Origin of the sequence: Mycobacterium sp. (assembly GCF_965229105.1) — a bacterium.
Classification (GTDB): domain Bacteria; phylum Actinomycetota; class Actinomycetes; order Mycobacteriales; family Mycobacteriaceae; genus Mycobacterium.
On record NZ_OZ245858.1, the window covers coordinates 563,975 to 587,277 of the forward strand.

19 protein-coding genes are annotated in these 23,303 nt (G+C 65.7%); 11 read left to right on the top strand and 8 right to left on the bottom strand.

Translation table 11 applies throughout. From position 1 onward, the window contains the following. Positions 1–6: 6 nt before the first annotated feature. Positions 7–2,325 (bottom strand): hydantoinase B/oxoprolinase family protein, encoded by a 2,319-nt coding sequence (locus ADBZ9O_RS02645; RefSeq protein WP_526528140.1) that lies wholly within the window; start codon positions 2,323–2,325, stop codon positions 7–9. A 32-nt stretch (positions 2,326–2,357) separates the two neighbouring features. Continuing rightward, entirely contained in the window at positions 2,358–4,466 is a 2,109-nt protein-coding gene (locus ADBZ9O_RS02650) for a hydantoinase/oxoprolinase family protein (protein WP_526528142.1), read from the bottom strand. Between the two features lie 232 nt (positions 4,467–4,698). On the opposite strand from ADBZ9O_RS02650, the gene ADBZ9O_RS02655 reads away from it, so the two are divergent. The 4 genes from ADBZ9O_RS02655 to ADBZ9O_RS02670 are packed head-to-tail and all read left to right on the top strand — an operon-like array spanning position 4,699 to position 7,624. Then, positions 4,699–5,457, top strand: coding sequence for a maleate cis-trans isomerase family protein (locus ADBZ9O_RS02655; protein WP_526528144.1), 759 nt, complete (start codon positions 4,699–4,701; stop codon positions 5,455–5,457). A gap of 39 nt (positions 5,458–5,496) precedes the next feature. Beyond that, positions 5,497–6,147 carry a VOC family protein gene (locus ADBZ9O_RS02660; protein ID WP_526528146.1) on the top strand — a complete coding sequence of 217 codons (651 nt, stop codon included), beginning with the start codon at positions 5,497–5,499 and terminating at the stop codon, positions 6,145–6,147. Next, on the top strand, positions 6,144–6,389 hold the full coding sequence (locus ADBZ9O_RS02665; RefSeq protein ID WP_526528148.1) for a hypothetical protein: 246 nt from the start codon (positions 6,144–6,146) through the stop codon (positions 6,387–6,389). Before ADBZ9O_RS02660 ends, ADBZ9O_RS02665 begins: the two co-directional genes overlap by 4 nt. Continuing rightward, a complete protein-coding gene (locus ADBZ9O_RS02670; protein WP_526528150.1) occupies positions 6,386–7,624 on the top strand; it encodes an alpha/beta hydrolase in 1,239 nt (412 codons plus the stop codon). The genes ADBZ9O_RS02665 and ADBZ9O_RS02670 overlap by 4 nt, the downstream gene beginning before the upstream one ends. Positions 7,625–7,655: 31 nt before the next feature. Here the strand turns inward: ADBZ9O_RS02670 and ADBZ9O_RS02675 are convergent, their stop codons facing one another. The 3 genes from ADBZ9O_RS02675 to ADBZ9O_RS02685 form a co-directional block, all read right to left on the bottom strand. Continuing rightward, positions 7,656–8,495 carry a TetR/AcrR family transcriptional regulator gene (locus tag ADBZ9O_RS02675; protein WP_526528152.1) on the bottom strand — a complete coding sequence of 280 codons (840 nt, stop codon included), beginning with the start codon at positions 8,493–8,495 and terminating at the stop codon, positions 7,656–7,658. 50 nt (positions 8,496–8,545) lie between these two features. Next, a complete protein-coding gene (locus ADBZ9O_RS02680) occupies positions 8,546–9,823 on the bottom strand; it encodes a lipase family protein (RefSeq protein WP_526533792.1) in 1,278 nt (425 codons plus the stop codon). 1,063 nt (positions 9,824–10,886) lie between these two features. Continuing rightward, positions 10,887–13,106, bottom strand: a complete 2,220-nt coding sequence (locus ADBZ9O_RS02685) for a molybdopterin-dependent oxidoreductase (protein ID WP_526528155.1) — start codon at positions 13,104–13,106, stop codon at positions 10,887–10,889. A 309-nt stretch (positions 13,107–13,415) separates the two neighbouring features. Here ADBZ9O_RS02685 and ADBZ9O_RS02690 point away from each other — a divergent pair, with 309 nt between their 5' ends. Then, positions 13,416–14,225 (top strand): glycoside hydrolase domain-containing protein, encoded by an 810-nt coding sequence (locus tag ADBZ9O_RS02690; protein WP_526528157.1) that lies wholly within the window; start codon positions 13,416–13,418, stop codon positions 14,223–14,225. A 7-nt stretch (positions 14,226–14,232) separates the two neighbouring features. Here ADBZ9O_RS02690 and ADBZ9O_RS02695 read toward each other — a convergent pair whose 3' ends face one another. After that, positions 14,233–15,852 (bottom strand): ABC-F family ATP-binding cassette domain-containing protein, encoded by a 1,620-nt coding sequence (locus ADBZ9O_RS02695; RefSeq protein ID WP_526528159.1) that lies wholly within the window; start codon positions 15,850–15,852, stop codon positions 14,233–14,235. A gap of 222 nt (positions 15,853–16,074) precedes the next feature. Between ADBZ9O_RS02695 and ADBZ9O_RS02700 the strand changes: the two genes are divergently transcribed. From ADBZ9O_RS02700 to ADBZ9O_RS02710, 3 genes are all read left to right on the top strand, one after another. After that, complete coding sequence (locus ADBZ9O_RS02700; protein ID WP_526528161.1) at positions 16,075–16,953, top strand: serine/threonine protein phosphatase; 879 nt, start codon at positions 16,075–16,077, stop codon at positions 16,951–16,953. Positions 16,954–16,962: 9 nt separating this feature from the next. Next, complete coding sequence (locus tag ADBZ9O_RS02705) at positions 16,963–17,607, top strand: CYTH domain-containing protein (RefSeq protein ID WP_526528163.1); 645 nt, start codon at positions 16,963–16,965, stop codon at positions 17,605–17,607. 245 nt (positions 17,608–17,852) lie between these two features. Continuing rightward, positions 17,853–18,404, top strand: a complete 552-nt coding sequence (locus ADBZ9O_RS02710) for a YaeQ family protein (RefSeq protein WP_526528165.1) — start codon at positions 17,853–17,855, stop codon at positions 18,402–18,404. 149 nt (positions 18,405–18,553) lie between these two features. Here the strand turns inward: ADBZ9O_RS02710 and ADBZ9O_RS02715 are convergent, their stop codons facing one another. Further along, positions 18,554–19,942: an oxygenase MpaB family protein gene (locus tag ADBZ9O_RS02715; RefSeq protein ID WP_526528167.1), complete on the bottom strand. Its 1,389-nt coding sequence runs from the start codon at positions 19,940–19,942 to the stop codon at positions 18,554–18,556. A gap of 179 nt (positions 19,943–20,121) precedes the next feature. On the opposite strand from ADBZ9O_RS02715, the gene ADBZ9O_RS02720 reads away from it, so the two are divergent. The 3 genes from ADBZ9O_RS02720 to ADBZ9O_RS02730 all read left to right on the top strand — a co-directional run bounded on the left by ADBZ9O_RS02720 (position 20,122) and on the right by ADBZ9O_RS02730 (position 21,668). After that, complete coding sequence (locus tag ADBZ9O_RS02720) at positions 20,122–20,478, top strand: DUF4174 domain-containing protein (RefSeq protein ID WP_526528169.1); 357 nt, start codon at positions 20,122–20,124, stop codon at positions 20,476–20,478. A 201-nt stretch (positions 20,479–20,679) separates the two neighbouring features. Continuing rightward, positions 20,680–21,168, top strand: coding sequence for a TspO/MBR family protein (locus tag ADBZ9O_RS02725; RefSeq protein WP_526528171.1), 489 nt, complete (start codon positions 20,680–20,682; stop codon positions 21,166–21,168). Positions 21,169–21,443: 275 nt separating this feature from the next. Continuing rightward, a complete protein-coding gene (locus ADBZ9O_RS02730) occupies positions 21,444–21,668 on the top strand; it encodes a hypothetical protein (protein ID WP_526528173.1) in 225 nt (74 codons plus the stop codon). A 183-nt stretch (positions 21,669–21,851) separates the two neighbouring features. On the opposite strand, the gene ADBZ9O_RS02735 is transcribed toward ADBZ9O_RS02730, so the two are convergent. Continuing rightward, positions 21,852–23,303 carry a dihydrolipoyl dehydrogenase family protein gene (locus ADBZ9O_RS02735; RefSeq protein ID WP_526528175.1) on the bottom strand — a complete coding sequence of 484 codons (1,452 nt, stop codon included), beginning with the start codon at positions 23,301–23,303 and terminating at the stop codon, positions 21,852–21,854.

Here is a 23,303-nt window from a genome sequence, read left to right on the forward strand (position 1 = left end):
CTGCATTCACTCGGCGACCGCCGGGAGCAGTCGGGCCAGGTCGGAGACGTGGTCGGGGTGATCGGCGGGGACGACGCCGGAATACACCGCGGTCCAGCAGCCCGGGCAGCACAGTTGACGGAAAACCACTGGGGTGTCGACATATTCGGCCGGGTCGGAGGTGACCTGGGGTCCGGCGTCGGTGGAGGGACCCTCATAGCGGGCCAGATCGAGTCGGCTGGTCTTGCTGTCTCCGAGCAGTCGGCCGCAATGCGCGCAGGCGATCACACGGGCTTCACCGATGGTGATCTCGGCGAGGTTGTCGTCGATGCGCCGGCCGGTTTCGGGGTGAACGCTCGCCTGCTGGGTTTGGGGGATGTCGGAGCGGCTCCGTCGCTCGGCGCGGATGTCATCACGCAGCGCCTCCGTGGCCGCGGTGTCGACGTCACCCTCGGCGACGACGACACCGTAGTTGATGCGGGCACCTTCGGCGCTGACCTTGCCGTTGACGACGTCGCGGGCGACGGCAACGGGTTCGCGGCGCAACGGGTCGCCGTAGCCGCCGCCTCCTTGCCAGTGCATATAGAGCACTTCGCCTGGGGCGAGGTAACTTTCGGCGTAGCAGGCGCCGATCTCGCGAGTGCCCCCCAACTCGTCGAGGTCGCCAGGCAGCCGGCCTCGGGCGAGCATCTCGGCGATACCGGCATCGCGGGCGAGGATTTCCAATCCGGTGTTGCCGGGCTGTCCGCCAGCCAGGCCGGCGTTCTGGGCGATGGCCTTGCCTGCGGAGGCGAAGACCAGGCCCATGGGCAGGCTGCTGCCGTAGGGGGTGACCGCCACCGACGCGCTGACCCCGCCGCGCATGCGGCCGGGGCCCCCGGAGTCGGGCTCCTCGCGGCGCCACAGTGTCAGCAGGGGATAGAGGAACTCGGTCATCTCGGTATCGGGGATGCGTCCCATCGGGATGCAGAACAGGCCGCCGGTGTCCATGCCGTCGGCGACGGGGCGAGCGCCGTAACCGCCGGCCATGGGTTCCATCATGATGTTGAGGAATGGGACGCTCTGGTCGTTGCGTTCGTCGAGGCCGGCGATGACCGCGGTATCCCAGGTGCCGCAACAGGACGCCTGCACGTTCTTGCCGAGTTCGATGCGTTGGTCGAGCATTTGGGCCAGGCACTCGGCGATGAGGTTGCCGGTCAGCCAGGCCGGGCCGATGGGGCCGCGGCTGACCGCGGCGGGGAAGGTGGCGTTGTTGATGGTGCCTTCCTCGGAGACAAGGTCGAAGCATCGCATCAGTCCGCCGGCCGACCAGGGGATGTCTCCGGCCAGTATGGGCAGCAATGCCAGCATCACCCCGCCCCGCATACCGGCGTAGGTGCAGTTGATGACGCCGGTTTGGGGGTCGGTGCCGGTGAAGTCGAAGGTGAGGTGGTTGTCGTTCTTGGTCATGGCGACGGTGATCTTGTGCACGGCGCGGTCCCCGACGGAGCTTTGATCCTGATACCCGGTGGCGCGCCAGGTGCCGTCGGGCAGGCCAGTGAGCTTGTGGCGCAGGCGGGTCTCGGCGTCGTTCATCATCCGCTTCATCACCGCCTTGACGGTGTCGGCACCGTACTGCTCGATGACCGACGTCAACCGGGTGCGTCCCACGGTGTTGGCGCCGATCTTGGCCCGCAGGTCGAGACCGACGAGCATCGGTACCCGGGAGCGACGGATCCAGGCGTCGGCGACATCGCGCTGGATTTCGTGGTTGCGCATCACTTTGATGGGCGGGGTGGGCAGGGATTCGGAGAAGACGTCCTTGGCCGACGGGTCGAAGGATCCCAGGCCCGACCCTCCGAGGTCGGGCTCGTGGCAGATGGCGCTGGTCCAGGCGAACAACTTGCCGTCGTGGAAGACCGGTTGATAGACCATCACGTCGCTCTGGTGCAGCCCGCCGCCGACCCACGGGTCGTTGCACAGGAACATGTCGCCCTCGGTGATTCCGGGGTTCTGGGCCCGATGACGCAGGGTCCAGTAGATCGCCAGGTCGACGGCGCCGACGAGCATGGTGTTGTACAGACCGACCTGCACCTCTTGACCGAGTTCGTCGCTGATGGCGAAGTCGAAGTCGTTGGCGTCGGTGACGATGGGTGAACCGGACATGCGCTTGAGCGCCTCGCCCATCTCGTCAGTGACCGACCACAGGCGGTGCCGGATCACCTCGTAGGTCAGCGGGTCGACTGCGTCGATTTGCTCCTGGGTGACGGTGTGGATCGGCACCGTCGACCCGATCATGCGGGAGAGGGTGTCGGGGTCGATTGGTCGGCTGGAGAAGATCTCGGAGCCGGGGATGGGGGCGGTCATGATGGCTTCTCCTTGTGAATCAGGCTTGTGAATCAGACTTGGTCGACGGCGATGTGCAGGTTGCCGAGTCGGTCGACGGTGCCAGTGGTGCCTGTGGGCACCACGACGGTTGTGGTGGGCACCTCGATCACCGCGGGCCCTCGAAGGACGTGGCCGGCACGCAGCTTGCTGTACTCGTAGATGTCGGTGTCGACGTAGCCACCACGCCCGCCCAGGCACACCTTGCGGGTCCCGGTCAGGGCTGCGGAGGCATCAATGGAGTCGGCCTGCTTTACCTCGGGCAGAGTGGGTGAGAACGGCAGCACACCGGTGCCGCGCACCCGGTAGGTGATGGCCTGGATGCCGGCCTCGCGGAATCCGCTGTCCTTGCCGTAGAGGTCGGCGTAACGCTGCTCGAACACCTCAACACTCGCAGCGACGTCGTCTGCGGTCAGGCTGTCGTTGGGGACGGGAGTGGCCACTTCGGCGAGCTGCATCGAATAGCGCATATCGATCTCCCGCTCGATCTCGATGGATGAGAAGTCCAAACCCTGCCGGGCCAGCAACTCCCGGACCTGTGCCTCCAGACTCTCGAAATTGCGTTGCACGCGTGCGGGATCCAGCGGCATAGCCGCTGGATCCGACAGCTCCTTGGCCAGCACGATGTCCGAGGACGCCAGACCGTAGGCGGAGAACGCCGAGGCCACCTGCCCGAGAGGCACCACGACGTCGGTGACCCCGATCTCCTGTGCGTAGAACCCGCAGTGGGCGGGGCCCGAACCGCCGAACGCATAGACGATGAATTCGCGCGGGTCGTGGCCGGCCTCCACGACGGTCTTGCGCAGCAGGTCGCCGGTTTGGGCGTTTTGGACTTCGAAGATCGCGGCCGCCGCCTCTTCGATGGTCAGCCCCAGGGGTTCGGCGATGCGGGTGCGGATCGCCTCGCGGGCCAGCCCGATATCGAGTGTCCGTCGCCCGCCGAGCAGGCCGCGTTCTCCGATGATGCCCAGGACCAGGTTGGCGTCGGTGTTGGTGGGTTCGGTGCCGCCGTTGCCGTAGCACGCCGGCCCGGGGACGGCTTGGGCGCTGTGCGGGCCGATCTGCAGATTGCCTCCGGCGTCGAGCCAGGCGATCGCCCCGCCGCCGGAGCCGATGGCGTGCACCTGCAGAGTGGGGACGTTGATCGGGTGATGGTTGATCACGGTGGTCGAGGAGCGGACCGGTTCGCCATCGACGATGAGGCCGGCCAGGAACGTGGTGCCGCCGGCGTCGGTAGCGATGATGTTGCGGTGTCCGAGTTGTCGGCCCAGCGACACCGCGCCGACCACCCCGCCGGTGAGTACCGATCCGACCGTGGAGATGGCATTGCCCGGAGCCTCCGATGCGGCGACGGCGCCGCCGTTACTCTGCATCACCAGCAGTGGCCCTGTCATGCCCAGCTCCCGCAGTCTGCTCTCAAGCTGGCCGAGGTAATCGCGCAGGCCCGGTCCGATCTGCGTGCTCATGATCGTGGTGGCGTTGCGGGCGAATTCCCTGATGCGAGGAGACACTTCGCTGGAGATGGCGACGAACAGATCGGGGTCGATCTCGTGGGCGATCTCGCGGATTCGCTGCTCGTGGGCCGGGTTCCGGAATGACCACAGCAGCGACACCGCGATCGCGGAGATGCCGTCGGCGACCAGGGTGGTGACCGCGTTGCGGACCTCGTCCTCGTTGAGTGCCACCACGACGCGGCCGTCGCGGTCCAGCCGCTCGGTGACCTCCAGTGCGTGGCGCTGGCGCACCAGGCCGTGAGACTTGCTCTGCCAGAGCGGGTTCTGTAGCTCCTCAGTGGAGCGGCCGAGGTAGCGGCCCTCGACGTTCATGATGAAGATGGAGTCGCGGTGCCCCTTGGTGGTGATGAACCCAATGTCGGGAACCCGGTTCATCACCAGCGCGTTGAGCGAGGACGTCGTCCCGTGCGCGATGTGATGGGTCTCGGACAGCATGTCCTCGATGGGCTGGCCCAGCTGTTGGGCCAACACGCCGAGCACGTCGATGACGCCAGTCGAGTAATCCGGTGGCGTGGACGGCGCCTTGCCCGCGATCACCATGCCATTGCCGTCGTCGAGTACTGCGTCGGTGAACGTTCCGCCGACGTCCACGCCGATCACGTATGCCATCTGTTGATGTCCCTCCACTTGAGCGGCCCGACTTCTCCAACGGAGTCAACGCCTGTGTCGAGTATTGGACGCGCATGGTGCTTGTGTCAACAGTCACACCGCCATCCATTATCCGGATCTTGAGCGCGCCTCTGGCCGTGGTTGACGAATCCGCACAAAACTCGCACACTCACAAGTGTCGAATAATCATCGTAAGCGTCAAGCAGTTGCGCTGGGGAGGACCCACACCGACATGACCACGCCGCATCGAATCGGACTGGTAGTACCGAGTTCCAACGTCACCGTCGAAACCGAGATGCCTGCGCTGCTGGCGCGGCACCCGTTGTCGCGCTTTTCGTTTCATTCCACGCGTATGCGGATGCACACGGTCTCACCCGAGCAGCTGGCGGCGATGAATGCCCAGCAAGAGCGCTGCATCATGGAGATCGCCGATGCCGACCCCGCGGTGCTGCTTTACGCCTGCCTGGTCGCGGTGATGGTGGGCGGCCCGGGTGAGCACCGGCGCGTCGAAGCTGCCGTTGCCGAACAACTCGCGACCGGCGGCTCGGATGCCCGGGTCAGATCCAGCGCTGGCGCCCTGGTCGAAGCACTCGGCGTGCTCGACGCCAAGCGGATCGCGCTGGTCACCCCGTACATGAAGCCCCTGGCGCAGCAGGTCGTGGACTATCTGATCGCCGAAGGCTTCGACGTCGTTGACTGGCGCGCCCTGGAAGTCGCTGATAACGCCGACGTCGGCTGCATCCCGGGCGAGCAGGTAATGGCGGCGGCCCGGTCGTTGGATCTGACCGGAGTCGACGCGCTGGTGCTGAGCTGCTGCGTCCAAATGCCATCCCTGGACCTGATCGAACCCGCCGAACGCGAATTCGGTCTGCCAGTGCTCTCGGCAGCCACCGCCGGCGCCTACAGCCTGCTGCGCAGCCTGAGCCTGCCGGTCACCATCGAGGGCGCCGGCAGCCTACTGCGAGCCGATCTCGCCTCCATCCCCGCCTGACGACCATCCCATCGAGCCACCCCACCCAAGGAAGACCGCATGTCTGATTCACAACACCTCGTCCGCGGCGTCGATCACGTCGCATACCCCACCTTCGATCCCGCGGCGACCGTCCGGTTCTACCGCGACACACTGGGATTCCCGGTAGTGCACTCCATCTGCGCCGCCGGCTGGGGCCCAGACAAGCACCCCGACTTCATCCACTTCTTCTTCGACATCGGCAATGACGACCGACTCGCGTTCTTCTACTACTTCGGGCTCGAACCGTTCGCCGGTGGCCCCCAGGGCGACTCCTACTCGCGGTTCGACGAAACGGTGCCCGTGTGGTTCATCCGCTCACGCCACCTCGCGATTCACGTCGACAGCGAAGAACACCTACTCGAATACCGGCGCCGTCTCGACGCCAGCGACTGGCCCGTGGAAATGCAGATCCAGCACGAAACCATCGAGTCGATCTACACCCACGACCCCAACGGCTACATGATCGAGATCACGCGCGCGATGCGACCCGTGACCCCGCAGGAAGACCTCGACGCAAACCTCACCATCGACGCCCTGATCGACGTCGTCTCCGGTCCGGCACCCTCGATGGACGCGCTGCTGGTCCGCAAGGCCGAACTCATCGTCGAACGCGCCGACCAATGGCAACGCCAGCACGACACCGCCACCACCACGGTGCCCGTCTCATGACCGCGCTGTTCGTGCTCGACGTCCCGGAGAACCGTCCGGTCGTGATGCAGGCAGGAGAAAGTCCCACCGTCACCATCGACCGCATCGGACCGTATTTCAAGATCAGCGCACCCGGGCCGATCGTCATCGACCGCCGCGCCACCGGATGCCGACATGCCGTCTGGTACAGCTGCGTCGCCGGGTTGATCGATGCGGTGATCACGCAGTGGGACAAGGACGCGATGCAGCTGGAGGCGCGGTGAACTCGCCCAGTCCCACGACGCGGCTCGGTGCGGGGCGCTATATCACCGGCGCCGAGTTGCCGACCGACACCGTTACCTCGGTCCACGAACTGAAGACCTCCGACGGTGCCACGGTGACCGGGGTGCTGCGGATGCTGCCGGGCTGCGACACCGTCGTGACGTTGATGCACCCGCGACAGGACCTCACCCACCACGTGCTCGTCCCCGAACTGGTGGCCCGCGGTTACGCCGTATGGACACAAGGCACCCGGTCGACCAACAACGACCTCAATCTCATTCATGAGCAGTCCCTGCTCGACGTCGCGGCGGGCCAGGTATTCCTGCGCGACAAGGGGTTTGACCATCGCATCACGCTGGGCCACTCAGGCGGCGGCACGCTGTTCGCGTTCTACCACCAGCAGGCGGGCCTCTCACCAGAGCAACGGCTGACCGCGTCGCCGTCGGGACGCCCCGTCGATCTGGGGGCCGCCGACATGCCCACGCCGGACGGTGCAGTATTCATGGCACCACACCCCGGGCAGGGACAGCTCCTTGAGCACCTCATCGACCCGTCGGTGCGCGACGAAGGTGACCCGCTCAGCGTCGATCCGACACTGGACCCCTTCTCTGAAGCCAACGGTTACCACCCAGCCCCAGATTCCTCGGCGTACCCGGCCGAGTTCGTGGATCGCTACCGGGCGGCACAGCGCGACCGCATCGCTCGCATCGACGCCGAGGCACGCACCGGGGCTGCAGACGCCGACGCGGCACGTCGGCGATTCAAGTCCTCGGCCGACCCCTCCGACCGCCGTGCCGCCCTGGCGCCGCGCGTGCTGACCGTTTACCGCACCGACGCGGACCTGCGTTTCACCGACCTGTCCCTCGACCCCAACGACCGGCCCTACGGGTCGCTGTTCGGGCGACGCCCGGATCTGACGAACTACGGCCTGATCGGTTTCGGCCGGTTCGCCACCCCGGACGCCTGGCTGTCCACGTGGTCGGCCAACACCACCAACGCCGACTTCCTGCGATGCGCGCCTGGCGTTCGGGCCCCCGCGCTGTTCGTCGAACTCACCGGTGACCAGGCCTGCTTCCCGCACGATGCCCACGCCATGGTCGGTGCACTCGGCGCCACCGACATCACCCACACCCGGGTGGCCGGCACCCATTTCGGCGGATCACTTCACCCGGGCGAGCCCACCGGTGCATCACTCGCCGCAGTCGACATCGGCGACTGGCTCGCCAAAAGATACTGAGGCCCATCCCAGCACGCATGGGCCGACGGTCCTACCCCTTCGATCCTCCGCCGAATTGGCGTTCGAGATAGTCCAGGTTGTTGCGCAACGCAGCAATGGCCCGCAGAGGGCCGCTGTCGTAATGAGTGCCGTCCCGTTCGTGCAGGACGCTTTGGACCGCCATATCGGCGAGTTGCTCAATGACCCGGTCGCTGTCGGACGCGCTCGGGTGGTGCCACCACGCGATCCAGTTCAGCATTCCGATCACACCGAGGGCTGCGATGCGCGGGTCAACGGGCCGAAACACACCGGAGGCGATGCCGTCGTCGATGACGCGCACGAACTCTTGGAGGACGTTGCGTCTGCTTTGTTGGTACACCTCGGAAAGCTGTTCGGGCAGTTCGGCTTCCGAGCGCACCAACAGCCGAAAGCGCGCGGGGGATTGTGTTTGGCCGCGGGCGATCTCGGTGGCCATGGTCCTCAACTTCTCGGTGGGGCCCAGGTCGGTGCGCTCGTTGATGAGGCGCAGCAGGATCGCGGGTTCCTCGGTCTTCTCGTGGACCAGTCGCGCCAGGAGTTCGTCCTTGTTGGCGACGTAGTGGTAGATCGCGGGGCGGGTCAGTCCGGCGGCCTCGGCGATGTCTCCGAGACTGGTCGCGGCGAACCCGCGCTCGGCGAACAGCTCGGTGGCCTCTTCCATGATCCGCTGCTCGACCAGTTCACGCCGGGTGGTGCTGGGTTTGGCCGTTGCCGCATGCGGAGCCGGTTCGGCGTCGGGCGCAGCGTCGCGTTGCTTGCGGGGTTGGCTCCGTGCCCGGCCGTCGGTCTGTCGGGAGCTGCGCGCAGGGGGCATACCCGCAGAATAGCCGCGCCGGGCCTGGTCGAAGGTCATGCCGGCGCCCCCACGCCGAAGCCCCACGAATCCAGGTCGACCCGCTGCCGTCACAATTCGCCACAGTTGGAGGCGGTGGGCACGCCGTTGAACCGGTCGGCCACCCACGCCATGCTTCGCTCGCCGTCGACGAACACCGGCAGCATCGCGTTAACGTCCAGCTTGTTTAACAGCGGAGGTTGCTCGTTGGTCCAGAACGTGACGTCGGCACCCTTGGCGCAGTAGTCGCGGGCCGTGTCCAGCGCTGACTGATAGGGGCCGAACGGGTCCCACCTGTTGTGCGTGAAGTACACCGGCCCGGTGGGCCTTTCGTTGCCGAGCCGCTGGGTGCCCAGGATGGTCTTGAACGGATCGTTCTTCGCCATCTCGAAGACGTCGCCTTTGAACCAAAATTGCAGATGCCGGAACATGTAGTCGATTCCGGTCTGCATCAGGCATTGGCGGCCGGTGTTGTCGAGCATCTCCAACCCCCGTGGCGTGAGCACGTCACGGATGGGTTGTTCAGTTTCGGGGTAGGACGCCATGATCCCGCGCAGCACGAACCCGGTCGCCCCGGCCAGGAAGTTGCCGTCGATTCCGGGCAGCACTTGGGCGAGATCGGTCGGCGTGGCCGCAGCGTAGGTGCCAACAACGTTCAGCTCTGGTCCGTAGCTGCTGGTCAGCTCGGCTGCGGACAGTGCAGCGTGTCCGCCGGCCAGCCAACCCCAGAATGCGACGGGGCCGTGCGGGTCCAGGGACGTCCCGGGTAGCTTCATCGCGGCGCGGGCGGCGTCGATAAGGGCGTGCCCGCCGGCCATCCGGTTCAGGAACTGCGGCGATTGGGGTCCGTGCACTCCTGAGCCGACGCCGTCGGTGACCACGATGGCGAACCCGCGGGCCAACAGGGTCGCGATGAAGCCCTCCTCGACGTTGAACATCAGGTCGAATCCGGTTTGCAGGGACGCGTGGATGCCCTGGTTGAACAGGCGCGACGGGGCGCACTGCTCCCCCATCCCGTAGGGGGCGGTCGCATAGGCCAACAGCGGTCGCGGCCCGTTGCCGGGCCACGGTACGTCGGGCTCAATGTAGGTGCCGGTGACCGCTACCGGCTTGCCCTGTGCGTCGGTACTGCGGTACATGATCCGGGTCCCGGTCCCCACGAAGGCACCCAGTTGGCCCGAGGGCTCCAGCACCAATCGTGAAGGCTCGCTTCGGATGAGGTCACCGGGCTGGCCCGACGGCAGCGGATCGGGCGGAGTGTAGAACTCCAGATACTGACTCTCGTCCGCCTGCGCGCGCGGCGCGTTGACGACCGTTGTCGCGACCCCGAGAACGACGGCGAGAACCATCCCGAGGGCGATCACCCAGGCCGGGCGTCGACGCCCGGCGGCCGCCGGTTCAACGGGCAGCCGCCGCACGGTGCGGGGTCCTAACGACAGGTGCCTCACGTTGTGCTCCGCTTCTTCGTGGGTGCGCTCATGGGTGGTGACGCGGGGAGGGCGACCGGTGACGTGCCCCGCTGTGAACCGTCGGAACCGCGTACATAGGGCCATGGACACTCCGTTCTGGACTTCGACACCTGCGATGTATATCTGACATAAGTGTTGAGTATTTGACGTGAGTGGCTTCACTGTCAAGTGCTGGTGTGGTTGGCGTCACGTGCCTCGCCAGGTCCTGCCTCGGCCATCCCGGCGCGACACGGCTCGTACATCAACACGCGATGGGCCGAAATGGGGATGCTGACCGGGCGTCAGGTCGCCGGTGCGATCGTTTCGAGATTGGTGCCCCAATTGGGCGCATCGGCGAAGTCGATGTCCGGACACCGCACAAGCGATGAGAAGCGGTGCTGCTCCAAAACACCCAGTAGATAAACCAGTCTGACGTGAGGCCGATGTCAATCGACCCTGCGCGGTCCCACGACCAACCCGATGATTGGTGGGTGGCACGCCGCCTTGAGCGCCGCGGACAGATGGGGGTGCCGCCCGTGGACACCCCCGGTCGGTACACCCCGGCGTTGGCGAATAGACGTCGTTCGCCGGGTCGCGCAGCCGCGCGGCGCACCGCGATCAGCTTCGGCCGGCGACCTTGCCAAGCGCCGTTGCCAATACATGTTGGATATTCGACTTAGGCGTCGAGAGGCTCGGCTCCGGTGTACTGATTCCCACGCAACGTCTCCCCTCGTGAACAATCTCGCTCACAAGCTGACACCAGGCCAGCTAACCGGGAAGTGTTCTGCCACTTGATATCCCGCCCATCATGAGCGGCCGCCGGATATCTTCCGGAACCCTTCGAGGAAGCCAGCCCCGGGGCATCATTCGCGGCGAAGCCCACGGCGGGACACAGCTGACGTGAAGCGCTGGCGCAAAAGCTGATTCGTCGAAAACGATCCGCGCTTCTCGGGACACCGCTCCTCTAGGTGGGCGCCATGCGTGACGACGCGTCCGTCTCCTCCACGCCGATCTTCTCCAGCCGTACCGCAACGCCGTTCAGCACCGACATTCCCGCCAAACGTTCGAGATCCTCGCTACGGCTCGACGTGAGGTCGTTGACGTTCGCACCACCGGCTGCGTTGGCGCGCAGCCATCCCCCGTCGTGACCCCAACCGTGCGGAACGGCGATGGTGCCCGGACCCACCTCGTCGGTGACGAGGACCTCGGTGTCGATGGTCCCCGACGGCGACACGATGCGGACCTGGCCTCCATGAACGAGTCCGGCGTCGGCCGCATCCGTGGGGTTGATCCGGGCACGGTGGCGCCGCGGCGTCGCACCCCTCATCAGGGTCTCGCTGTTGTGCATCCACGAGTTGTGCGACCGGAGTTCACGCAGGCCGATCATCAACAGAGGGAACGCCGCGTCGTCGGGATGCCGATCGCCGAGGTGACCGATTTCGCCGAGAATCTCATTGGGCGCCAGATGAACTCGCTTGTCTCGGTGCTGGACTATCTGATGCAGGAGCCCGGTCGGTGCGTGTTCCGCCAGCACGACACCATGCGGACGTGCACGCAACCGCCGTGCGTTGAGCCCGCCGCGCCGCAACCCGAAACGGTCACCGTACGGTCCGAGGCGCACCAGCATCTCGAAGATGCGGCGGGGCGTCAGGCGCGCCGGCCCCATGCGTTCGAGAAACACGAAGACCGAGTTGAAGCGGGCCAGGGGGCCCTGAGCCAGCAGCGACATCCCCATCAGCCGGGTGATGTCGTCGTAGACCCGCCATTCCTCGCGCGCCTGACCGTAGGGTGCGACGACCGCTTCGGTGGCCTGCATGTAGACCGTCGGCGACGCCGCAGCGAAACCCCACTGAAGATCGTGTCTTTCGAGGAACGTCGTGGCCGGTAAGACATAATCCGCGTACCGATTCGTCTCGTTGACGTAGAGGTCCATGGCGACGAACAGGTCCAACGTCGGCAGCGCGGCCGCCAAGGCCTTGCCGTTGGGAACCGACAGGACAGGATTGCCCGCAGTGCTGATCAGTGCCCGGAGCTGTCCCGGCCCCGCAGTGGTCATCTCCTCGGCCATGACCGCCGCGGGGAAGGTGCCCATCACGTCGGGAAGACCACCGACGCGCGAGCGGGCCTGGTCGTAGCTCAGGGCTCCCGCCCGTTCGCCGAACTCCTCGAGCGGGACCACCCCTCGCGCGAACAGTGTCCCACCGGCGCGGTCGACATTGCCGGTGACCACCGACAATGCGTCGAGCAGGAAACAGACCAGGGTGGCGTGCCGACCCAGACACGCACCGGTGCGCCCGTAGGCGGATGCCGACGGCGCGGAGGCGAAGTCCCGTGCCAGACCCCGGACCACACTGGCCGCGACACCGGTGCGTTCCACCGTGCGCTCCGGCGGGAATTTGGCTGCCGCAGCACGCAATTCGGCGGCCCCGGTCGTCTGCCGTGCGATCGCGACGTCGTCGGTCAAACCTTCCTCGAAGACGACGTTCAGCAGCGACAGCAGCAGCCAGGCATCGCCATCGGGTCGCACGGCGACGTGTTCGTAGCTACGCGCGGTCTCGGTTCGTCGCGGGTCGATCACCACCACTCGCCCGCCCCGCGCGACGATGCCCGCGAGATCGTCCTTGATGCGCGGACTTCGCAACGCACTGGCGTGCGAGACCAGTGGATTGGCCCCCAGCATCAGCAGGAAGTCGGTCCTGGGGAGGTCGGGGAAGGGCAGTTGACTGATGGCGCCGTAGAGCAGCCTGCTCGCGACGAACCGGCTGTTGATGTCTTGGGAGCCGGGCGAATACTGGTGCGGCGAGTTCAGCCGCTTCATGAACAGGCCGTGCCACAGACTGGTCGCATATCCGAAGGCCGCCGGATTGCCGAGATAATGGCCGACTGCACCGCCGCCGTGTTGGTCGACGATGCGACGTAGACGCGTAGAGATGTCGGCGAGCGCGGTGTCCCAACTGACTTCGTCGAATCCTCCGTCCGGGCGTCGGCGCAGCGGAGTAAGGACTCGATCGGGGTCGTTCTGCACGTCGATCATCGCGATGCCCTTGGGACAGACGCGGCCCCGAGACAACGGATTGTCGTCGTCGGGTCGCAACTTCACCAGCCGGCCGTCCTCCACGGTGGCGACGACACCGCATAGGGCCTCGCAGATCCGGCAATACGTCACGTGCTGCTCGGTCGTCATCGACGATCCCCCATCACAGCGTCCAATCTTCCTCGGCGTGGCGGATGCTATCTCGGATGAGATTGCCCGACTTCGCATTTCGCGGAGACGCCGTGATCTGGCCCAATCGGTGCTGCCGGTTGACCACGTCGTCGACATTGAGCTTATCCGCGAGATACATCAGCGTCGGAAGCGCGGTGCCGTGGTGCGGGTTTCCACCTCCGGGCGGGAGACCGCGTAGTGAGGTAGGCGGGCGAGTGCCATCCGTAGCGGCGAACTCCCCGGCGAGGCTTCACCGTTAACTCCCGGCTCATCGTTAACATCGGGGCCGTGCAGGACTCGCCGGAGAATCTCGGCCTTAGGCCGTTGCGCCCGGTATCCCGGCGCGACGCGCTGCGTTACGCCGCCGCTGCATCGGCGGCGGCAGCGCTGAGTATCGGGTCTGCAACTGCCGGCAGTCCCACGGCGGCGGCCGCCACTCCCCTATTGATTGACTACGCCGCGCATCAAATTCCTGCCGAACACATCAAGGCTGCGGGCTACGCGGGAGTGGTGAACTACGTTTCGCTGTCACGTCCCGGCACGAACTTCGGCGCCAAGCCGATCACTCGACCCTACGCCGAGACGTTGGCCAAAGCAGGGCTGGTGATCATCAGCAACTACCAGTACGGAAAGCCGGGCGGCGGCGCACCGTCGGACTTCACCCGCGGGTACGCCGGCGGTGTCGCCGACGCCAGGGCCGCCTGGCAGCTGCACACCGCGGCCGGTGGCGCCCGCAACGCACCGATCTTCTTCTCCATCGATGAGGACATCGACCGCAACACGTGGAACAGCGTTGCGCTGCAATGGTTTTACGGAATCAATTCCGTGCTCGGCATGCGACGCACCGGCGTTTACGGCGGCATCGATGTGTGCCATTGGGCTGCGGTCGATGGCGTGATAGGGAACTCCCGCACGCCCGGTCGCGTGTGGGCGTGGCAGACCCGGGCCTGGTCGGGCACGCGGGTCCACCCCAATGCTGTTCTCTATCAGCGCATCGTGGCCACCAAGTCGAATCCGGGCCCGTTGGTTGGGGGCTTCGAAGTCGACGTCAACGACGTCCTGGCCGAGGATTGCGGCCAGTGGAATCTGCATCCGTGAGGATGATCTAGCGGACGCGCTTGACGCGGGCCTCGTCCCAGACGGGTTCGGTGGTCTCGCGGACGGTGCCGTCGGCGCCGAAGACGAGGAAGCGATCGAAGGTGCGAGCGAACCAGCGGTCGTGGGTCACCGCCAGCACGGTGCCCTCGTAGGACTCCAGACCTTCTTGCAGGGCCTCGGCGGACTCCAAGTCGAGGTTGTCGGTGGGCTCGTCGAGCAGCAACGCGGTCGAGCCTTCCTGCTCCAGTAGCAGGATCTGGAAGCGGGCCTGCTGGCCGCCTGAGAGCTTGCCGAACGGCTGGTCGCCTTGGCGTTCCAGCTCGTATCGGCGCAGCGCGCTCATCGCCGCACCGCGGTCCCTGGCGTGTGCCGCCCACAGGATGTCGACCAAGGTCCGCCCCTCCAGCTCGGGGTGGGCGTGCGTTTGGGCGAAGAACCCGGGGACAACCCGCGCGCCGAGCTTCCAGGTGCCGGAGTGGGGGACGTCGTGGCCCGCTAGAAGCCGCAGGAAGTGCGATTTTCCTGAGCCGTTGGAGCCGAGCACCGCGACCCGCTCGCCGTAGAAGACCTCCAGGCTGAACGGGTGCATCAGCCCGGTCAGCTCCAGGTCCTGGCAGGTGATGGCCCGCAGCCCGGTACGGCCGCCGCGCAACCGCATTTTGATGTCCTGCTTGCGTGGCGGCTCCGGCGGCGGCCCGGCCTCCTCGAACATCCGCAGCCGGGTCTGGGCCGCCGCATAGCGGGACGCCATCGCATCGCTGCGCCCCGCGTACCCGCGCATGTCCAGGACGAGCTTCTTGAGCTGGGCGTGCTTCTCGTCCCAGCGGCGGCGTAGCTCGTCGAATCGCTCGAACCGCCGCTCGCGCGCCTCGTGGAAGGACGCGAACCCGCCGCCGTGCATCCACACGTCCGAGCCGCTGGGCGTGGGCTCGACACTGGCGATCATCTGGGCCGCCACCGACAGCAGCTCGCGGTCGTGCGAGACGAACAGCACGGTCTTGGTGGTGATCTTCAGCTGTTCCTCCAGCCAGCGCTTACCCGGCACGTCCAGGTAGTTGTCCGGCTCGTCGAGCAGCAACACCTCGTCGGGGCCGCGCAGCAACGCCTCGAGAATCACGCGCTTCTGCTCGCCGCCGGACAGGGTGCGCGCATCCCGCCACTGGCACTTGTCGTAGGGCACGCCAAGGGCGGCCATCGTGCACTTGTCCCAGAGGGTCTCCGCCTCGTATCCGCCCGCGTCGCCCCAGTCGCTCAGCGCCTGCGCATAGGTCATCTGCACGGCCTCGTCGTCGCGTTCCATCATCGCCAGCTCGGCCGCGTCTACCGCCTTCGCCGCCGCGGTGACGGCCGGCCGGGCGACCGCTACGAGTAGGTCGCGGACCGTCCGGTCGTCGCGGACCGACCCGATGAACTGCGGCATGACACCGAGGCCGCCGCTGGTGGTGATCGTGCCCTCGTCGGGCTGCAGGTCCCCGGCGATCAGACGCACCAGCGTGGATTTCCCGGCGCCGTTGGGCCCGACCAGGGCCACAGCAGAGCCTTGCTCGACCCGGAAGCTGGCGTCGGCCAGTAGCAGCCGTCCATCCGGTAGGTAGTAGTCGACATGTGCGACCTCGAGGTGACCCATGGTCGCCATCATCGCCTATGCACCAGGCTCCAGGATCGAGGAGCCGCTCAGGAGTGGTATCGGAGGAATATGCCACGTGTTCGTAGGGGGCCTCGAAAAGGGCCTCTGGTAACAGCTTTTCGTATCCATTGATGCTTCGAGCCAGGTAGCTGGACGAGGTCTGGTGTCGACCAAAGTGATCTGTGGTGGCGCTGCCCCTCCGGGTCGGTGAACAATCGTGCGATGACAGCCGCCAGAGCTGCGCGCCACCAAGGACTCTCGACATTCCTGGCGTCCTGCAGCGATGGTGAGCTCGCTGCGCTGGTCGGCACCGGTCGAGTCATCAGCGTGGGTGTGGGCGGTGGCGCCGAGGTTATCGACATCGACAGCGTGCCGGTGTTCACCAAGCGGATCCCGCTGACCGATCGGGAGGTCGCCAACTCAGGTTCCACGGCCAATCAGTTCGACCTGCCAATGTTCTGCCAGTACGGTATCGGCGGCCCAAGCTTCAACGCCTGGCGAGAGCTGGCCGCGAACATCATCGTCACCGAGGCCGTGCTGGTCGGCGAGACGCAATCGTTCCCGATTCTCTACCACTGGCGGGTACTACCTGGCCGGTCGCCGGTCGCCGCCGAACACGCCGACATCGGCACCGTCGTCACCGCCCAAGGCGGTTCCCCGGCCGTCCGGACCCGTCTCGAAGCGCTGGCCGACGCAACGTGCAGCCTGGTGCTGTTCTGCGAGTACATCCCACACCCGATAACGGACTGGTTGCGAGACAACCCGGCCGGTAAGGCCGTCGAAGTCGAGCGGCAGCTTTTCGAGATTGTGACGTTTCTGCGGGACCGGGAGTTGTTGCACATGGACGGGCACTTCGGCAACATCCGCACCGACATGGAGCGGATCTATCTCAGCGACTTCGGGCTGGCTACATCGCCGCACTTCGAGCTGTCGGCCGCTGAGCGCGACTTCACTGCACAACACGTCACGCATGATGGCGGCTATGCCGCCATGCGACTCGTCAACTGGCTGGTGACCGATGTGTGCGGAGTGCGCCGCGGCCTGCGGGATCACGGGCGGACACTGCGCCACCTGCGATGCATTGATGCATCCGGGGGCTAACGTCGGGTTGTGTCTGAGTCCAACTCCGGTGATTTCGAGTTCGAGCGGAAGTTCTACGTCCGCGAAATGCCTGCCGTCACCGCGCTCGATCCGCGGCCCGAGCTGATCTTGCAGGCCTACCTGTTCGCCGCAGACGGCTACGCGGTTCGCGTCCGATTGCAGGGTCCCGCTCCCACCGAACTGAACGCTTCGCTCCCCGATCTCATTGCGGCACTGGGGCGCGTGGACGCCGACGCGATCGGAACCATGACCGCCAAGGGGCCGGCCACCGGCGGCACCCGCTACGAAGCCGAACGCGAACTCGACCCGACGGTCGCCGGTCAGATCGTCTCTCGCGCCGAGCATGTCGTCATCAAGGTTCGCTACTCGGCATGGCTGGGTGAGGACGGCTGGATCGTCGATCGGTTCATGGGCCGCAACGCGCCCCTGTTGCTGGCCGAGGTCGAGCGCAATGCCCCGGTGGTCGATCTCAGGATCCCCGACTTCTGTGCCACCGAGGTCTCCGAGGACGACCGGTTCCGCAACGAGTATCTGGCCCATCAGCCGTTCGGCGAGTGGGCCGATGGCTACCGCGATGAGCTGCAGAAGGTCGGGCCTCGGTTCGTCGAGACCCTCGGCCGTAACGAAGTCGAGGGCTCTCAGCCGCAACCGTGATGCTCACCGACTGCTGTCCCGGCAGCGGTTGTTGCCGACAATCGCTACCCCGGCGGTCCCAGCGTGGCCATCGTGGAGTCCAAGCCTGCCGGCTGCGGGTGATCGCCCAGGCCTATTAGCAGTCCGTCGTCCCACAGGACGATCGGCGGCATGCGGTTTGGTGACCTCGATCGCCAGCTCGCGTCGGTGATCACTCGAAGCGGCCTGACTGTTCGGGGAACACCACCGGGGTGGACACTCTTGACGTGGCCCTTTCTGCAACAGTGTTCAAAGTCGAACTTGGCGTCTCCGATGTTGATCACGGTTACTACGCCGATCACACGCTGACCGTGGCCCGTCATCCCAGTGAGACCGATGAGCGGATGGTGGTGCGGTTGTTGGCGTTTGGGCTGCGCGCACACCGGCTCAGCGACGTCGACGGCGAGTTGGCGTTCGGGGCGGGCCTGTCCACCCCTGGCGTACCGGACTTACGGCTCACCGACTACACGGCCCGGATCCTGGAGTGGATCAACGTCGGCCAGCCCGATGAACGCGCCTTGGGCAAGGCAGCCAGCCAGGCCGATCAGGTGCTGCTGTTCCCGTTCGCCGCCGGCGTGGCCACCTGGTGGCGCACCGTAGGGCCCAAAGTGGCGGGGCTGCCGAACCTGTCGGTGGTGCAGATACCACACGCACCGGTGCAGCAACTGGCCCAGACTGTCGATCGACGGGTCTCGGCGCAGGTGATGGTGATGGAAGGTCAAGTGACGATGACCGTGGGCGGTGTCGACGTCACCTTCACGCCCGAGCCACTGCAGTGAACGTCTTTCGGCTACAACGCCGCAGCGCCGGCGGCAGCAGAGAGCTGCTGTCGAGATGCAGCCGGTTGAGGTGCTCCGTCCGTCATGAAACTCGGTGGTAGTACGGGACTGCCCGCGTCGGTTTTGGGGACAAGTACAGATCCGGCGGACTAGCCGGTGAAACCCTCCCCCGCTGTCGAGCGGTCGTGATGGCTGAAGGTCAGCGGGATGTGCTTGCCGCGGGCGATCTTGTTCAACATGGCAATCCGCTCGCGCACGGCCGCGCCGCTCTTCTTCCTGCTCTCACGGATGGGGTTGGAAAGCGGCAGCCGGTCGCCCACCATGGCGATGCCGACGTTGAGCTTGGTGAGGTTGGTGAAGATGCGCACGCGGCGTTCGAAGTTGTAGCCCAACGGCTCAAAGAGCGTGCCCGCCACCATCGCCTCGATCTGCTGGTACCCGAACACGACTCCTGCGGGTGCCAGGGCGACGCTGGCCGTGATCTGGTTGACGTACCTCGCCACCACCTTCTTGACCAAGCTTGGAAGCGCGTCCGTCAGGGTGGTCAGGTGCACAGGACCGGCGATGGCATCGACGAGTTGGGCCCGCCACGGTGATGGGTTACCGCCCCGGGCGAGAACGTAATTCAGCGATTTGATCAGCTCAAGGCCGTTGGCCGAATGGAGCGCTGCAGGAGCTCCCCACAGCCGCCCCGAGAACGACGAATACTCGGTGAGATCCTCGAGCTGTTGCGTGGTGAGCTTGCGGCCGAAGGCATGGTCGACGAGGCGCCCGAGCAACATGCCACTGCCGAACCCCAGCAACGATGTCACGGGAATGGGTTCACCGAACTTGAGGTAGACGTCGTCGCCCCACTTCTGGCGTAAGCCTTTACTCGCCAGAGCGTGCATCAATCGCACCCGCACGACGTCCTGGAACGCGTCCGATTGCCGATCGAAAATGTCGGGCAGCGTGAATTCAGCGAAAACCCGAGCAGTCTCGATGAACCGGCGCGGACCGTCGTCGGCGAATCGCCCCGTGGCTCCGGTGGCTGCGGATATATCGCCCGTCATCGCGGTCTCGTAGAACGCCCACCCGCGGATGATCGTTGTGGCGGCCCACGTGCTCGACATCGCCAGCATCCGGCCCCGTTCAGCGGCGACAAGATCGAACTGGGCGGGCAGCTGATCGAGGTGGTCGAAGAGATCGACGAGTTCCTGCGGCGGGTCCCCGAGCGTGTCGATGCCCCGGGTCAGCGCCTGCTCGAAGAGCGCCCGGCCCTGCTCATAGCCGAGGCGCTCGAACGCCTGGACCACGCCGGTCATGAGTTCGTCGCGCTGCCAGAAATAGTCGTCTCGCAGGCGCGTGAGGTCGCTGGGTTGGAGCTCTCTATCGACGTCGATCCACTCACCGAAGATGAACTCCCGCATGAAACGCCACTGGTCGGCGAAGTGGTCACGACCGGGCGGTATAGGACGCAACGGCCGGTCGGGATGGTCACGTCGATTGAAGTCGACATCATCCAGGAGCATCTCCGGACGTTCACCCGTCACCGTCATGAGGCGACGTTATCGCGGGGCGCGACTATCTGGCAACGCCCGTTGTCAATTGGTGCTGAGTCGGCTACTCCGGGAGAGACGTCGACGCACCAACCGGCCGTCGGTCGCTACTGTTGAGAAGCACCATGGTCGTGACGCGCACTATCTTCTGATGGACCGTTGTCCTCACTGTTCTGCTGATGAGCAGCGCCCTGGGATCAACTACCGCCATGGCTGCTGAACTCGACGAGTATCGCTGGGAACGTCGTCCGCTGCTGGTGTTCGCGCCCGCGCAAAGCGACCCACGGCTCGCCGACACGTTGAGCCGGATCGAGGCCACGCGCTGTGACTTCGCCACCCGCGACATGGTGCTCGGACAGGTGCTGAGGGCACAGTTCACTGTTGACGCGAACGCATTCGCGGTGGTGTTGACCGGCAAAGACAGCGGCGAGAAACTGCGTGTCACCGAGGTCCCGGACCTTCAGCGGATATACGCCGTGATCGACGGCATGCCGATGCGCGGCAACGAGATTCGTGCCGACCCGAGGCGGTGTTGATGTTTCAGCGCCAATTGGTCGGCACCATGCGGCACTCTGTCGAGCATCCGCCTGGAGTCGGTAACATTCTCGACAAACAATAGGGCCCGTTCACCATCACCATCGACGCGGCGTCGTATCGGAGCCGATCATGATGTCGATGGCGTGGCCGCTACGGTGATTGGGAATGGGTGGGCCTACGCCCCCGATGAGGAGACCCGGATGGTAGACACCGTTGAACATCGAGGATCCAAAAGTGTTGTAGTGCTGGGCTTCTCACTGCTCGCCGTCGCCGTCACTGCCGCGGTGGGCGGGCTTGCCGCCAGCAGCGCCCAGCAATACGGACAGCTGCGACAACCGTCGTGGGCGCCACCGTCGTGGCTGTTCGGCCCGGTTTGGACCACTCTCTACATACTGATGGCAGTGGCGGCGTGGTTGGTGTGGCGCAGCGGACCGATCGCCGATACCCGCGTCGCGCTCAGCGCATACGCCGCACAACTGGCCCTGAACGCGATCTGGACACCGTTCTTCGGACTCGGCTGGCGCGGCGTCGCGTTCGTCGACATCGCGATTCTTTGGGCGATTCTGGTCACCACCGTCGTGTTGTTCTTTCGCCGTCGTACCTTGGCGGGCTGGCTGCTGGTGCCCTACCTGGCCTGGACCACCTTCGCATTGTGGCTGAACTTGGTTGTGTGGCACATCAACCGGTGACGTGGTTGACCCTGTTGATGGTTCGGTACCTATGCAGCCTTCGGCACCGGAGTTCTCAGCCACGGTTAGCAATAAGCTTTGCTAACTACGGAATATTTGAACGCCCGCCCGATCTGCGAATGATGCCTGGCGGCTAGTGGTCTGCCACTCTCCGATCATTTACTGCCACCGGAATTAAGCCCCTGAAAAGCTGGTTGACGACTTCATACCGGCCTTCAGGACCACCACAAAGCCGGAACGCAGAAATCCCCCCACAGGGAAAAAGGAGACACGCAATGAAGAATCTGGGCTTTGCCACCATGATCTCCGGTGGATTCGTCGCCGCTATCTTGGGCCTGGCCGCCCCCGCCTCTGCCGCCATCACCGACGTGCCCGCTGCAGCGCCGGAGTCTTCGCTGATCATTCCGGCCGGAATCGATCACCATTCTTGGCTCGATCAGATCGCGCCCAAGGTCAATGTCCCGAAGGTGGACAACACCGTTCAGCACAGCGGTCGCTGATCACCTAAACACAAGAGGCGCACCCGGCTTCGGGTGCGCCTCTTGCGTGCCTGAAGCGACCCGCGCACATGCTGTTGACGCAGTGAGTGAATCGCCCTGATTCTGATGGAGAGGCCAATGTGCCCTGGTTGGAATGCTGTCGGCAACGCCGCCCGACTGAACGTACGTCAACGGCTCTCCCTCTCAACGGCCGCTCGTCAAACCAGCTGACGGTTCCCTTTTTCGAGCAAGGAGGGGGTTCCATATCTGGTTGATCGAGGGGTGGGGCGCCACGACGTGGCGGAGTGTCTCGATCGGCACCTTGGCGACGACCGCGAGTGTGGCCGCTTGGGCGAGTTCAGCGAACTCGGGTCCGACGAAGGTTGCGCCAAGCAGGGTGTCCGTATCGGCGTCGATGACCAGTTTTGCCCAGGCGTCGAAGCCGTCGCGGAAGATGGCGAGGTCGGGTACGGCTTCCGGGTATCGCGCGGTGGTCGTCGTGACCGCGAATCCGTCAGCGCGGGCCTGGATTTCGGTTCGGCCCACTTCGACGACTTGGGGGTCGGTGTAGATGACCTGTGGAAGGTTGTGCGGGTCGCGGGCGACGAGTTCGTCAGCGTCGAGCTGGCGGCCTCGTGCGCGGGCGGCAATGATGTCGGCGACCACGACTGCGTGATATTGCGACAGGTGCGACAAGAGCGCGCGCCCGGTGGTATCGCCCATCGCGTACAGCCAGGTGCCGTCCACTCCGCGCGCCTGCAAATGGTCATCGACGTCGACGAACTCTCCGGCCCGCAGCCCGACGGTGTCCAGGCCGAGGGAATCGGTGTTGACTGTCCTTCCCGCGGCTACGACGATTTCGTCGACCTCGATGTTCTCGTCGCCGACGGTGACGCTGACGGTTCCGCCCGCGCCGGGTCGGGTCACGACGGATGGGTGGGCGTGGAAGCGAAGGTCTACTCCCTTGCGCCGCAACGACTCCGTCACCATGTCGCTGGCGACGGTCTCGGAATTACGCAGCAGGGTGTCGCCGCGGGCGAGCAGTGTGACCTTGGAACCCAGGCCGGCCAGGATGGTGGCGAACTCGACACCGACGACACCGCCGCCGATGATCAAGGTTCGTGGTGGCACGCGCGTCATGGTCGCGAGGTCGCGGTTGGTCCAGGGGCGCGCCTCGGCCAGCCCGGGTACGTCGGGGATGGTCGGGCGGGTACCGGTGGCGAGCACGACTGCCTGCCGCGCGCGGACGGTCTCCTCGCGGCCGTCGGGGTGGGTGACGGTGACCTCGCGGGGGCCGGCGAGTCGGCCGTGGGCGTGGATCACCGTCAGGCCACTCTGCTGCATCTCGGCGGTGGCGCCGTCGTCGTTGAGGTGGTCGACGATGGCGTCGCGTTTGGCGAAGACGGCGGCGACGTCGAGCTGGCCCGACCCCACCGCTTCTCTGACGCCGGGAACGGCCTTCGCCAGAGCCAGCACCTCGATCGGGCGCAATAGCGTCTTGGTCGGATTGCACGCCCAGTAGTGGCATTCACCGCCGACGAGGCGTTCCTCTACGAGGGCCACTTCCAACCCTTCGGCGATGAGGTACTCCGCCGCTGAGGCGCCACCCGGGCCGCCGCCGATGACAACTACGTCGAATTCCGAATCTTGTTTCAT

What these genes read in the sequence shown, in the direction of transcription:
- ADBZ9O_RS02685 (WP_526528155.1), bottom strand. Translation starts at nt 13,106, where the DNA reads ATGACGACCGAGCAGCACGTGACGTATTGCCGGATCTGCGAGGCCCTA.
- ADBZ9O_RS02680 (WP_526533792.1), bottom strand. Translation starts at nt 9,823, where the DNA reads ATGGTTCTCGCCGTCGTTCTCGGGGTCGCGACAACGGTCGTCAACGCG.
- ADBZ9O_RS02645 (WP_526528140.1), bottom strand. Translation starts at nt 2,325, where the DNA reads ATGACCGCCCCCATCCCCGGCTCCGAGATCTTCTCCAGCCGACCAATC.
- ADBZ9O_RS02720 (WP_526528169.1), top strand. Translation starts at nt 20,122, where the DNA reads ATGAGCAGCGCCCTGGGATCAACTACCGCCATGGCTGCTGAACTCGAC.
- ADBZ9O_RS02695 (WP_526528159.1), bottom strand. Translation starts at nt 15,852, where the DNA reads ATGGGTCACCTCGAGGTCGCACATGTCGACTACTACCTACCGGATGGA.
- ADBZ9O_RS02650 (WP_526528142.1), bottom strand. Translation starts at nt 4,466, where the DNA reads ATGGCATACGTGATCGGCGTGGACGTCGGCGGAACGTTCACCGACGCA.
- ADBZ9O_RS02700 (WP_526528161.1), top strand. Translation starts at nt 16,075, where the DNA reads ATGACAGCCGCCAGAGCTGCGCGCCACCAAGGACTCTCGACATTCCTG.
- ADBZ9O_RS02730 (WP_526528173.1), top strand. Translation starts at nt 21,444, where the DNA reads ATGAAGAATCTGGGCTTTGCCACCATGATCTCCGGTGGATTCGTCGCC.
- ADBZ9O_RS02660 (WP_526528146.1), top strand. Translation starts at nt 5,497, where the DNA reads ATGTCTGATTCACAACACCTCGTCCGCGGCGTCGATCACGTCGCATAC.
- ADBZ9O_RS02725 (WP_526528171.1), top strand. Translation starts at nt 20,680, where the DNA reads ATGGTAGACACCGTTGAACATCGAGGATCCAAAAGTGTTGTAGTGCTG.
- ADBZ9O_RS02735 (WP_526528175.1), bottom strand. Translation starts at nt 23,303, where the DNA reads ATGAAACAAGATTCGGAATTCGACGTAGTTGTCATCGGCGGCGGCCCG.
- ADBZ9O_RS02675 (WP_526528152.1), bottom strand. Translation starts at nt 8,495, where the DNA reads ATGACCTTCGACCAGGCCCGGCGCGGCTATTCTGCGGGTATGCCCCCT.
- ADBZ9O_RS02665 (WP_526528148.1), top strand. Translation starts at nt 6,144, where the DNA reads ATGACCGCGCTGTTCGTGCTCGACGTCCCGGAGAACCGTCCGGTCGTG.
- ADBZ9O_RS02715 (WP_526528167.1), bottom strand. Translation starts at nt 19,942, where the DNA reads ATGACGGTGACGGGTGAACGTCCGGAGATGCTCCTGGATGATGTCGAC.
- ADBZ9O_RS02655 (WP_526528144.1), top strand. Translation starts at nt 4,699, where the DNA reads ATGACCACGCCGCATCGAATCGGACTGGTAGTACCGAGTTCCAACGTC.